Source organism: Metapseudomonas boanensis (genome assembly GCF_042232855.1).
GTDB classification, from domain to species: domain Bacteria; phylum Pseudomonadota; class Gammaproteobacteria; order Pseudomonadales; family Pseudomonadaceae; genus Metapseudomonas; species Metapseudomonas boanensis.
The window spans coordinates 5364751-5377944 of sequence record NZ_CP113889.1; the positions used below are offsets into that span (position 1 = coordinate 5364751).

Sequence of the window (13194 nt, forward strand, 5' to 3'; positions counted from 1 at the left end):
CAGTAGACAGTTGAGCAACAGGGATATGGAAGAGACCGTGCAGGTGGTGGCGTCTGGCCAGGTAATAGACCGCATCACGCGGCCTCTGCAGTTGTCGGGAAACACGCTGACTGTTGCCTATAGAAAACGGATGTGGCCCGTTACGGACAGCAGCATTCACATAGATGGGACGAGTGAGCCTCCTGCGACACCAGAGGACTCCCATCCCGATGCTTGGATGCAGCTGGTTGCACGATTGCTTCCCTACCCTCTGCCAACAGATCAAGGGGAATGCGCCGAACGACTGCGCACCGATTTCAGAGACCATCTTCCGGATAGCACTGTCCGCGCGATTTCCCTCCTCGCCTCGCTGGGGCATGAAACTGAAGCTCGCGAGCTGCTTGTGGACTTTCTGGAGCAGATTCGCCATCCCGAGCGCGTTAGAAGACTGGTGGATCTTCTATTGCTGTTCCGAAGGGCCTCTCCATCCTCCCCCTCCCCCGCCACAAATCTTGACCAGCCGGAAGCCGATCCCGAACGTCCTGCGGCTGCCCACAGGGCTGAGCTCGATGAGGATGAGCTGTTCGCGCTAACCTGGCAGCCGGAGCAGGAGAGCAAGATTCCGACGGTGGATGACGTCCCCCTGAGAACCGAAGCAAGATCCATCCAGGAGCACATTGGAGCTCATGCCATGGAGGAAGGCGGTCTAGTCATCGAGGGTCTTGATGAGATGCCGGACGAGCAGCACTGGGAGCTTTCCGCTTCGGTCTCAGCGCCATCGAAACGCTCAGCCAGCGTGGAAGACAATTTGCTGCTACAGAGGATCATGAGCCTCGGCAGTATGGCCCTAGATGTCCTCAGGTACTTCGCAGACAACCCAGGGGACAGAGCCACGCACGTTGAACAGGTACTGGGATACCCACTGCCGGTCGTCAACAGCCTGCTCAGCGGGAAGTTGAGCCAGTACCTGCAGAGAAGCCCTTCGGGAGGCTGGGCCTGCCAGAGCTGGGTACCGGATGTTCTTGCGACTCTGGACAGCGAGTCTTGATTACCTGTCATTTCGCTTGGCCATCTGCCCTATTCCGAACTCTCCAGCTGGCCAAGCAGGGCTGTGAGCGCGGCCTCCGGATGCTTCAGCTCGCACTCCCAGATGGTCAGTACCCGCCACCCCTTGCGGAGAAGCTCCTCTTGAGCCCGCCGGTCCCTCTCAACATTATCCTTCAGCTTCTGAGCCCAGAAATCGGCGCGGGTCTTGGGCAACGTGGCGAATCTGCATCCTTTGTGGTGGTGCCAGAAGCAGCCATGGATGAAAATACAGGTCCTGAAACGTGGCAGCACAATGTCTGGACACCCCGGAAGATCCTTGCGATGCAGCCTAAAACGATAACCACGGGCATGCAGAAACTTCCGCACCGTTATTTCCGGCTTGGTATCCCGGCCCCTGATGCCGGACATCATTCGGGATCGCGTCGCACTGTCGACGATATCCATTCATACCCTCTTTCAACAGCGTGAGCTCATGAATCGTAGTTATCCCATCCAGGTCGTTGATCTCTTTGCAGGACCAGGAGGACTTGGAGAGGGCTTTTCCTCGCACACGAGCGGCGGCGAAGGGACCTTCGAGATCAAGGTCTCGGCCGAGATGGAGACCTCTGCAAGATCCACCCTGCGCCTCAGGGCATTCTACAGACTCCTGAAGCGGGAGCTCCCGGAAGCGCTGGAGGACTACTACAACTTCTGCGAAACCGCAGACGTAACCGAACCGTACACGAACAGAAGCCTTGCACTATGGCGTCAGGCCGACAGCGAGGCCCAGTTACTCGAACTAGGTACTTCCGAAGGCAACGCCCGACTGGATGCCCTGCTTGAGACGCGACTTGACGCTTCCAAGCCTTGGGTGCTGATCGGCGGCCCTCCGTGCCAGGCCTATTCCGTGGTAGGGCGGGCAAGAAATCAGGCCAAGTCGGATTACCGCGCAGAGAATGATCACAGGCATTTCCTCTATCGGGAGTACCTGAGAATCATCCAAAAGAAACGCCCGGCAGTCTTTGTCATGGAGAACGTGAAAGGCATACTCTCGTCACGTGTTGGCGGCCAACAAATGTTCCCGAAGATCCTGAGTGATCTGGCAGACCCGGATGCCGCCTTTGGAGAAAGAGGCAACGGACCGAAATACCGGATCTGTTCACTCGTCGCCGACGACATCTATGAGAGCGGAGCTGATCCCGACAGCATCGAGCCTGCCAATTACATCATTCACGCCGAAAGGTATGGCGTGCCCCAGGCCAGACATCGAGTGATCCTGCTGGGAGTGTCCGAGGAGTATCTGGGAGCCCTCGGGGACCACAAGCTCACACCGTCGTCCGGCCCGAGCATCGAACAGGTTATTGGCAATCTCCCACCACTGCGCAGCACCCTGACACGACAGGCAGACTCCCCTGATCTATGGAGTGACGTAGTCCGCCAACACCTCGGGGAGCTGGCCCATGCCTGCAGAGAGCAGGCTACAACCGATGCCGACAGGATAATGCTGGCCAGCCATCTGGGGATCCTGGCGAAGACTTTCAGCAGAAAGGCAGATAACAACGGCGGACTTCGCGTCCTGAAAAAGAGCGAATGGAGTGGAGAGACCGGCACCCATCTCGACGAGTGGCTACCAGACAATCGACTGAGGTACTGGCTCAACCATGAGGCCAGAGGCCACATGAGTTCCGACCTTAGGCGATATGTATATGCCGCAGTTTTTGCCGATGTAAGGAAGGGCTCACCCAAAGGGCATCAGGACTTCGACCTTCCCGGTCTGGAGCCCGATCACAAGAACTGGAAGAGCGGGAAGTTCAGTGACCGCTTCCGCGTACAGCGAGCCGGAATTCCGTCCACAACCATTACCAGCCACATCGCAAAGGACGGGCACTACTTCATCCACTACGACCCGACTCAGTGTCGCAGCCTGACAGTCCGTGAGGCAGCAAGACTACAGACCTTCCCGGACAATTATTTCTTCCTCGGAAACCGGACGCAGCAGTTCCACCAAGTGGGCAATGCCGTACCTCCTCTGCTGGCCAGAAAGATTGCCGATGTAGTGGCAAGGATTATCGGAGGGGGTAAATCCGCGGGTCAGCCCACAAGGCTTTCGGCGCGTCAATTCAGCATGTTCGAGCTGGAGAGCTAAGTTGACGTCATCGCCATTCAGGAGCAGGAACGCTCCTCCCAGAGCAAGCGCAATGGTGGAGGCCCTGCGTGGGCTGGGATACAACGCTCAAACCGCGCTCGCCGACATCATTGACAACAGTATTGCCGCAGGGGCCAACGAGGTTCGACTGGAATTCCTGTGGGCTGAGGAACAGAGTCGTATCCTGTGTCTGGACAACGGCCGAGGAATGTCCGCCGCGGAACTGGACAGAGCCATGAGACTGGGAGAACGGAGTCCGCTGGAGGAGCGTGCCGCCGCGGATCTGGGACGTTTCGGGCTGGGACTCAAGACTGCCTCATTCTCACAGTGTCGAAGGCTGACAGTCGCAACCGTGGGAGCAGATGACTTACAGTCCCTGCGATGGGACCTCGACTTTCTGGCAAACAGTCCCGACAACGGCTGGCATCTGCTGGAAGGCGCCCACCCGGGTTCGGAAGATTTTTTCGACAGACTATCCCCCGAGCAGTCCGGCACCCTTGTCCTATGGGAGGAACTGGACCGGATCGTAACGCCGGGAAGTACCTCCAGGGACTTTCTCAATCTTGCGGTCAGGGTGGAACAGCATTTGGGCATGGTGTTCCACCGGTATCTCGAAGGAACCAGGCCACGTCTTCGTATCCTGCTGAATGGACATCCCGTCAAGCCGTGGGATCCCTTCATGACAGATCATCCTGCGAAACCCTACAACCCTCCGACCTTCAGACACCCCACCTGTCGCGGCGTTGAGGCCGAATGCCATGTGCTTCCGCACAAGGACAGATTAAGCGAAGCGGAGTTCGAGCGCCTGGCCGGTCCGGAAGGATGGACCGCTCAACAGGGTTTCTATGTCTACCGCAACGAACGCCTTCTTGTTGCGGGCAGCTGGCTGGGGCTCGGCTCGGGCAGATCTTGGACGAAGGATGAGGCACATCGACTTGCCCGAATCCGACTGGACATTCCCAACTCTGCAGATGCCGACTGGAAGATCGATATTCGCAAGTCCACTGCCAGACCGCCGGTGTATCTCCGTACCTGGCTGACAACCCTGGCGGAGGAGACTCGTTCCAGGGCACGGCGCGCCTTTGCACATCGAGGCAAACCCATACTGATGGGCAATCGGCAGATAGTTGAGGCTTGGAAGGTGGAGAACCTTGCGAAAGGTATTCGCTATCGGATCGACAGCGAGCACCCGGCGATAAGAGCCGTCCTCGATGACGCAGGAACTCTACTGCCCCAGATCAAGGCCATGATGCGGGTGATCGAGGAGACCGTGCCGGTACAGCGGATCTGGATAGACACGGCAGAGAACCAGGACACACCCTGCACCGGATTCGACCAGGTTCCATCCGAAGAAGTCTCCGAAATTCTCAAAGTCATGTATCGCAACCTTGTCGAGAAGAAGGGCTATTCAAGCGCTTCCGCCAAGGAGCAGCTGCGCATAACAGAACCCTTCCATGCCTTCCCCGCGCTGGTGGACGCCCTACCCGACACCCTTTAAGGAGCTTTGCCTCATATGTCCGAGGAAAATAAATGGAGCGTGATCAAGTTCGTCCAGGAATTGTTGCTGGACGAGCAGGACAAGTCGGTCATCACCCCCGCCCTGATCGCCCAGAAGATCGACATGGTACTGAAGATCATGCCGAAGAAAGCCGACGGCCTTGATCGGGGCGCAGTGATCGAGGAACTCATCCGGCGCTTCAGCATATGGGTCGGAGATGAGGCGTCTCTGATCAACATGGAAGGACACATCCCATGGTTGACCAGCGAACGTAAACAGAACTGGCGATACTGGCAACGCTATCGTGAACTGCAGGAAAGAAAGCTTCCCTGGAAGGCCGTCGAGGCCCTCGACAGAACTACCGACAGTACCCTCTCGATGCTCGAGGATCCTCTGCGAGAAGGTGCATGGGACAGGCGCGGTATGGTGGTAGGGCATGTCCAGTCAGGCAAGACCGCGAACTATACGGGCCTGATCTGCAAGGCTGCCGATGCCGGCTACAAAATCATCATCGTGCTGGCAGGACTGCACAACAATCTCCGCTCACAGACCCAGATGCGACTGGACGAGGGATTTCTCGGCTACGAAACCAGCGCTGTAGCGGGAAAAGGCCAACGCCCGATTGGCGTGGGCCTGATTGATGGATCCCACGACCTGCGGCCCCAGTACGTGACGAACAGGACGGAAACCGGCGACTTCAATATTCGATTCGTCAGGAACTTGGGGATTGCGCCGGAAAGCAAGCCCTGGCTGTTCGTTGTCAAGAAGAACAAGGCGGTTCTGGCTCGACTGCTAAGTTGGATTCACAGGCATGTAGCCAACACCACGGATCCGGATACCGGACGCAAACTGGTCACCCACCTTCCCCTGCTAATCATTGATGACGAGGCAGACCACGCATCGGTAGACACTGGCGAAGAAGTAGTTGATGCCTACGGTAACCCCGACCCTGAACACGAGCCAACCGCCATCAACGGACTCATTCGCCGGATATTGCACTCATTCTCTCGAAAGGCCTATGTGGGCTACACCGCTACGCCATTCGCCAACATCTACATACACGAACGGGGCGAAACGACGCGGGAAGGCCCGGATCTGTTTCCGGCTGCTTTTATCACCAATTTGGCGGCGCCATCCAACTACGTTGGTCCGGCAAGAGTCTTCGGACTGGAAGCAGAAAATGGGCGAGTCGGAGATCTGGACCTCGTCCGAATCGTGTCGGACCACTGTTCAGAGGATGGCAAGAAGGGCTGGATGCCAGTCGGCCACAAAAGCACCTATACCCCGCCAGAGGAAATGCCGGCATCCCTGATCGAGGCGATCCATGCCTTCGTCCTCGCATGCGCCTTTCGGCAATTGCGGGGACAGGGTGCAGACCACTGTTCGATGCTCGTTCACGTCACACGCTTCAACCTGGTGCAACAGCATGTACACCGGCAGGTTGAAGATCATGTTCTTCATCTCAAGCATTGCCTCACATTCCGTATCAATCACGAAGCCACTCTCTGCGAGTTGCGCCGTCTCTGGGATAACGACTTCCTGACGACCAGTCAGCGAGTGGCAGAGCAAACGGCCGAGGATCAGTATCGCAACGCGCCCAACTGGGAGGATATCGAGGCACTGCTACCTGAGATTCTTGATCAGATTGACGTGCGGATGATCAACGGCACCGCCAAGGACGCTCTGGACTATGCAGACAGCGTGACAGGGCTCAAGGTCATTGCGATCGGGGGTGACAAGCTCGCCAGGGGGCTGACCCTCGAGGGTCTGTGCGTCAGCTACTTCCTGCGTGCCTCCAAGATGTACGACACGCTTATGCAGATGGGGCGGTGGTTCGGATACCGTCCGGGATATCTGGATCTGTGTCGTCTGTACACTACCGAAGATCTGGTCGAGTGGTTCGAGCACATAACGGATGCAGCCGAAGAACTGCGTGCCGAATTCGACTACATGATCGATAGCGGCCAGATTCCTCGTGACTACGGTCTCAAGGTCAAGTCCCATCCAGTGTTGATGGTTACCTCACCATTGAAGATGAGGGCGGCCAAGACACTGTATCTTTCCTTCAGCGGAGAGGTAGTCGAAACGGTCAGCTTCTACAGGGATGAGGACAAGCTCGAATCCAACCTCAAGGCTTTCAGGGAGTTCGTTCAGACCATGGGGACGCCCTCCCCAATTCCCTCACGCCAGCGCAATGCTCGAAAGGACAGCTGGAATGGCGCCAACTGGACCAAAGTCCCTGCCCAGCCTGTAATCGAGTTCCTTCGGGGCTACCAGACCCACCCGGACTCCAGAAAGGTTCGCGGGAACATGCTGGCGGACTTCATCGAGAAAATGAATCAGTCCAAGGAGCTCACCTCTTGGACCGTAGCCGTCATCGGCGGCGGGGTCGCTTCCCGAACGGAAGATATTTCCGGCATCCAGGTGCCTCGGATGAAACGGAAAAACAAGTCGCTGGATAGCGATGATAAGTACTCTATCGGCCGCCTGCTGTCTCCCCAGGACGAAGCACTGGACCTCGACGAGAGAGCATGGAGTGCAGCGCTCGAACTGACCCGGCGCGCCTGGAAACCCGATCCGGCGCGAGCACGGAATCGGGAGCTGCCTGATATTCCCAGTGGCCCGTTCATTCGACGTGTTCGCGGGCTGGGAGCCGATGGAATAGAGCCTCACCCCGAGCGCGGGCTGCTTCTGATTTCCCTTCTGGATCCCAAAGACTCGGACATCAAGGATGTCCAGCTCCCTGTCGTAGCCTTTGCTATTAGCTTCCCCGCCAGCAACACGGCCAAATCAGTGCCCTACATGGCCACCAACATTCTCTGGGAGCAGCAGTATGGCGGCAGTGAGTAACAGCGAGATCCTGAGTACCTGGCGAGCTCTTGCCGGCAATCTCGGTACGCCGGGCTGGAGATCCATCGACCTGCTTAAGGCCGGCAGCTGCCGGGTAAAACTGGCCAGACATTCGCCTGGCAACGAGGAAGCCATTCTGGTCGGGTTTTCCAGCACCCGATTGGCTCCGGCTTCACAGCTGCCGCAGGGACAGGGATTCCGGATGGAGCGGGCCTCTTTGGGCGAGGCAGGTGCCCCGCAACAATGGCTGGCGCTTGTCAGACAGCCAGCCGGCAGTCTTGAGCTGTTTGCCGCCGTGGTCGCCGATGTAGCGGCACTATTGAACACTCCAGGCGAACCACCAGAAGAGCTGCTGTATCAGCGCCTGCTCGGCAGGGTCCGCGGCTGGCAGGAATTCATGCACAGGGGCCGTGAGGGCCTGGGCAGAGAAGCCGAGCAGGGTCTGGCAGGTGAACTGTGTTTTCTTCGGGAAGTGGTCAACGCTGGCGTGCTGCAGTACTCAGCAGCCAATGCATGGAAAGGGCCTCTCGACGGATTGCACGATTTCCTGCTCGGATCGGGTGCCATAGAAGTGAAATCCACGTTGGCGACAGATGGTTTTCCCGTCCGTATCGTCTCGCTGGATCAGCTTGATGATTCTCAGGCCGCCCCCCTGTTTCTGGCAGCACTGCGGCTGGCAACAGACGACGTGGGTCTGACCCTGCCCGAACATGTTGCCGACATTCGCAACCGCCTTTCTGTTGATCCTGCGGCCCTGGCGATTTTTGAAAGCGCCCTGCATGAGGCAGGGTACTTGGACATGCATGCGGAAGCATACAGCCGGCGCTTCTCCGTCAGCGAGCTTCGGATCCTGCTAGTGGACTCCGAATTCCCCAGGCTGATCCCCTTCAATGTGCCGGCAGCGGTCCGCTGGGCACAATACGAACTTGACCTGTCATTGCTAACGGCTGACAGCCTGCAACTGGCAGAGGTTCTTCAGAAACTTGGAGTGATTTGATGGAGCTGGTCGATTTTCTGCGTGAAACACAGGACGCAATTCGGGAAGAGCTTGGCAAGGATCTCGCGCCGGGCAAGGTTCCCGTTTCCGCAGAGGAGCTCTTCACCGAGCAGGTGATGAACCACATGGCCGAGCAGGGCATCACCTTCGATACCAACGTCTGCCATTACGAGGCCAAGGTCAGTACTTTCAAGGTGAAGATCAGCGGCTATTCGGTTTCCGACACCACGGACGAGAATGGCTTCCCGGATCGACTGGATCTCTTCGTCAGCCTATATAAGGGGCTTGACGACATCGAGGCTCTCCCCGACCAGGAAGTGAGCCGCGCTGCCACTCAAGGCCTCCAGTTCCTGAGACTCTGCGCTAGAACCCAGCTCTCAAGGAAACTCGACGAGACCAATAACGTGTATGCCCTAGTCACTGAGGTCGAACGAATTTTCGGCAACTTGGACAGCATCAGGGTGTTCGTGATTACCGACGCCCGGGTCAAGACCAGGGACTACGCCCCTCAGGACGTTGAGGGAAAACAGGTCCGAGTCGAGGTCATGGACATCCAGAGACTGTTCAACCACTTGCAGCAGGGACGTCCCCGTGACGAGCTGGTGGTCAACTTCCATGACCTCTGCGGTTCGGCCTTGCCGAGCGTATGGGTTCCCGGATCGGATGAAGACGAATACGACTACGCGCTGACGGCCGTGCCCGGAAATGCCCTACGCGCACTTTACGAGAAGTATGGCCCCCGCATACTGGAGGCCAACGTCCGGTCCTTCCTCGGGGTGAACAGCAAGGGCGTGAACAAGGGAATTCGCGACACCCTGCGCGACACACCTGAGCGCTTCATGGCCTACAACAACGGTATTGTAGTCGTGGCCGATGCAGCAAAACTGGATCGTACACGGGATGGCTCCCTCGGCATCCTCTGGTTGCAGGGTATGCAGATTGTCAATGGAGGACAGACAACGGCATCCCTCTACTTCGCCAAGAAAAAGCAGGCGGACATCAATCTGGACAATGTCCGGGTTCCGGCGAAGATCATCGTGCTTAAAAGTGGTAGCTCGGACGCCGAGGAACTGATCTCGAATATTTCCCGCTATGCAAACAGCCAGAACGTCGTCAAACAGTCCGACCTGTCCGCGAACAAGCCATTCCACCGCGAACTCGAAAAGCTCTCAATGCGAACCTACTGCCCCGATGGGGTCGGCCGATGGTTCTACGAGCGCTCTGCAGGCAGTTACAAGGTGATGCTGGAAAAGGATGCAGCGACAGTCGCCCAGAAGAAGAAACTCCAGTCGGAAATTCCACCTGCCCGCAAGCTTACCAAGCCTGACTTGGCAAAATTCCTGTTTGCTTGGGACCAGAAACCGCATCTCGTAAGCCTTGGCAGCCAGAAAAACTTCCAAGCCTTCATGGACGAACTTGCAGAGCGAGAAGAGGCCGGCGAGAATGTGATTCCGGATGCTGACCAATACAGGGAAATGATCGCAAAGGCCATTATCTTCAAGTCCGCACATAGAACAATCCGCCCTCTCTTCCCTGCCTTCCAGGCCAATATCACTGCCTATACCGTTTCCATCTTGGCTCTCCAGTTAGGTGGGCGATTTAGTTTCGAGAAAGTCTGGCAGGAACAGGCTATATCGCTGCAGCTGCAGAAGCAGATAGCTATATGGGCACGTGAAGTGGATACAGTTCTGAGCGAGGGAGCAGGCGGAAGAATGATCTCCGAGTGGGCCAAAAAACAAGAGTGCTGGTGGCAGGTAAGAGATGCCCGCTACTCCGAAGCTCAGACAAACATTCCGGAACACTCTATTTCAGTTCCTCTTAAATAAGGAAAGATAGAAGCTATAACCTGAAGACAAACGCCGCATCTAACCATATGCTTATTTTACTGCACAGCCTCGAAGGAACCACCTGATGAAGTTCGAAGCATTGGACATTAAACGCGAGGACGGAGCAACCTGCCACCTGATAAAGTCCTCACTAAGCGAGTACCTATCCTCGCTGCCAGAAGATTACGCCTCCTATGATGTCCAGCGCGCCATTGTCGGAAACTCATACTTAGACAAACTGGTACTTACCATCCTAAACAAGAGGCACATTCCTTCCATAACATTAGTACTGGAAGATGGTACAGACCTGCAAACCGGAAATATTGAAAACTTCAAAATACTTGATGGATTACAGCGCACCCACAGGCTAAAAATAATAAATGATACGAAAGATTTGTTACTTCAAAAAATCTCCCTAGACCCTGATCAACTCTCCGAATTTCAGCTAAAAAGAAAGTACCGAAACGAGCTTGTCTCGATCGGATCATCTAGCTACATATTAATTGAGCTAAAGCGATTTCATGATCTTTACGGCAGTGCAGCCCTAGAAAACTGCTTTACTGAAAATTACCAGTGGTTTGAAGCCTGGAGTGGGCTTAGCGCAAGCGAACAAGTGCAGAAAATGCTTTTACTGAATGCCGGGCACAAGCCAGTAAACATACGACATCAGCTAGAGCTGCTTTTTAACAACACCTACTCCATGCTTACCGAAGTCAAGACTGGGCATATAAAAATCTCCAGAGAAAAAGAAATATCTTCAGCATCTCACAGCAAACAAAGAAATGTAGGAGAGTTCCACTTCTCGCATTTGATTTCCTCCATGATTTCTTATTCCGAAGGAAAACCCATATCTACAAATTCAAACTTTATTGAAAGCATTCAAAACGACAAAGAAAAATACTCAGAGCTAACAGAGGCATTTACTTATGAGTTCTTAGAGTCATTTGTGCGCGCCCTATACGAAATCGACTCTGCGGCAGAGAAGAATTTTGGATATGAAGGCGTGCAATGGATGGGGCGCGACACTTCTCTGAGCGGCATGTTTGCAGCTCTTGGCGCTAAATCCGAAACTCCTGAGCAATTCATCACTATATGCAAGCAGCTTGTACAAAACTTCCGAAATTGCGATATCCCTAACTATGAAGCAGCCCGAAAGAACATAGACCTAGCAAAGATCAATATCGGCGCTGTTAGCAAGAGAGTGATATTCAAGTCCTTCACAAGCCTGATTGAAGGCAATTTTTCCACGCCTATCAATTGGCATTCTGCTTTTGATGGGGTATATGCATGAGAAAGATTGACGCTGTATTTTCTCTGCTAATTTCGGAGACAAAAAGAATATATGAAGAACCCAATGAACCCTATTGGGAAAGCTTAGGCGAAACCGAAAAAAATCAATTCGACGCAATCTGCGACCAGCTAACGCAGATTAATTCATCGCTTGAGGATAGCCGTAACAATTTCTCCTCGACATATGATTTCCAGGAACTAAAATCTACACTTGAAGAATTTCATCGCATATTTCCCGACCACCCAGATTTCAATTTTAATAAATTAATATATCAAATCATCATCTCAGAAAAAATATGTACTTCGGTTGGAACAATCCCCGACGAAGACGTTACCGCTGTTTTTGATTTTTTTTCATGCTCACTAGCGTTCCCCGCTACAGCTTTTGTCTCAAACATCAACACCCTTAGCAGCAATCTTGCCTGGTTTAACCCAAGCCATCGAGAATCCTTGGACGCCCTATCTTCTTACGTAACCGATGTGGAGCTCTGGTATTACCTTGCTTGCATTTCTGAAAGAATAGACTTTTCACTTTCTACAGAAATATTAGTTTGCCCATTGCCGTGCCTGACTGCGAAGGGCAACGCAATTTCACTACTAAAGATATACATGCTGACAGAAGGCAAGAAAACTACCAAAACCATCGAATACTTGGCCGCACCAAAGAATTCTTCCATCAACAGCTACGACCCCCAGCTCAACTATGCGCAATTTAGTGAAGTCGTGCAAATCATGGGCGAATACGTTGACCGAAAAGACGTCCTCTCAAAGTATCTTTCGATTTATCACGTAATCGAGAACTTCATGTTCAAGTACCCAATAGTAAAACTAGAGCGCTCAAGAAATGGCGCAATGTTTTCTATACGAGAGTTCAAAAGCCTCTATAAGGCCGTAGAAACCAATGAACTGGATGCAGTGAAGTCTTTAATGAGGGCATCGTTCCCGCTTCAATTTAGCGCCTCCTCCATAGGGAATGAAGTCCATTCATTATGGCAAGCGTTTCTTGCCAGACACGCAGCTAAACTAGTCGACATCGATGAATTCCTAAATAAACTTGACGTCTCTAGGAATTCCGCCACAGAAATCAATTCATTCACAAATTTCTTCTCAACCGTCCTCTATCGTATTAGATGCTCAATCGTACACAACAAAGAAACGGAGTACCACATATCCAGTGAAAATTACACTGATGGCTGCCGCTTGGTTCTGGAGGACTTTTACTTGCCTGCGATGGAGGAATTAGTTTTCCTACTGCTTGCCAAAGAAAATAGCGTTGTTTGGTACAGGTCCGATTCTATTGCATTGTGGAATAGAACTGTATAATCAAAACGTGACGACCTCTTCAGCATTTTTCATCGACATCCATCGAAGCCAACCCCGAAGAGCTATAGGGGTGATAACCCTATAGCTCTTCGAGGAAGGAAAATACCGACCAAAAAGTCGACTACCATCTCTGAACAGCGCAGCCTTGACTGAAGGCCGTAGCCGAAATCCCGCTCCGGACAACTTAAACACACTTCGTCTAATGCAGGTAAGGCTTTCTTACGTATTTTGTTGAGTAGATCTTTCCGCCCAATCCTTC

The 13194-nt window shown here is 54.0% G+C and carries 9 protein-coding genes; 8 read left to right on the forward strand and 1 reads right to left on the reverse strand.

Annotated elements, in window-relative coordinates:
- Window positions 1-25 precede the first annotated feature (25 nt).
- Entirely contained in the window at window positions 26-1027 is a 1002-nt protein-coding gene (locus tag OXH74_RS24935) for a hypothetical protein (protein ID WP_375739327.1), read from the forward strand.
- Between the two features lie 29 nt (window positions 1028-1056).
- Here the strand turns inward: OXH74_RS24935 and OXH74_RS24940 are convergent, their stop codons facing one another.
- Window positions 1057-1470, reverse strand: coding sequence for a very short patch repair endonuclease (locus tag OXH74_RS24940; RefSeq protein WP_375739328.1), 414 nt, complete (start codon window positions 1468-1470; stop codon window positions 1057-1059).
- 28 nt (window positions 1471-1498) lie between these two features.
- On the opposite strand from OXH74_RS24940, the gene OXH74_RS24945 reads away from it, so the two are divergent.
- From OXH74_RS24945 to OXH74_RS24975, 7 genes are all read left to right on the forward strand, one after another.
- The gene (locus tag OXH74_RS24945; protein WP_343577787.1) at window positions 1499-3151 is read left to right on the forward strand and encodes a DNA cytosine methyltransferase; all 1653 of its coding nucleotides are present in this window, start codon (window positions 1499-1501) and stop codon (window positions 3149-3151) included.
- 52 nt (window positions 3152-3203) lie between these two features.
- Window positions 3204-4649, forward strand: a complete 1446-nt coding sequence (locus tag OXH74_RS24950) for an ATP-binding protein (RefSeq protein WP_375739329.1) — start codon at window positions 3204-3206, stop codon at window positions 4647-4649.
- Window positions 4650-4664: 15 nt separating this feature from the next.
- On the forward strand, window positions 4665-7499 hold the full coding sequence (locus tag OXH74_RS24955) for a Z1 domain-containing protein (protein WP_375739330.1): 2835 nt from the start codon (window positions 4665-4667) through the stop codon (window positions 7497-7499).
- Window positions 7483-8496: a PD-(D/E)XK motif protein gene (locus tag OXH74_RS24960; RefSeq protein WP_375739331.1), complete on the forward strand. Its 1014-nt coding sequence runs from the start codon at window positions 7483-7485 to the stop codon at window positions 8494-8496. Before OXH74_RS24955 ends, OXH74_RS24960 begins: the two co-directional genes overlap by 17 nt.
- Window positions 8496-10322, forward strand: a complete 1827-nt coding sequence (locus OXH74_RS24965; RefSeq protein WP_375739332.1) for an AIPR family protein — start codon at window positions 8496-8498, stop codon at window positions 10320-10322. The genes OXH74_RS24960 and OXH74_RS24965 overlap by 1 nt, the downstream gene beginning before the upstream one ends.
- A gap of 85 nt (window positions 10323-10407) precedes the next feature.
- Complete coding sequence (locus tag OXH74_RS24970) at window positions 10408-11613, forward strand: hypothetical protein (RefSeq protein ID WP_375739333.1); 1206 nt, start codon at window positions 10408-10410, stop codon at window positions 11611-11613.
- A complete protein-coding gene (locus OXH74_RS24975; RefSeq protein ID WP_375739334.1) occupies window positions 11610-12935 on the forward strand; it encodes a hypothetical protein in 1326 nt (441 codons plus the stop codon). The genes OXH74_RS24970 and OXH74_RS24975 overlap by 4 nt, the downstream gene beginning before the upstream one ends.
- Window positions 12936-13194 lie beyond the last annotated feature (259 nt).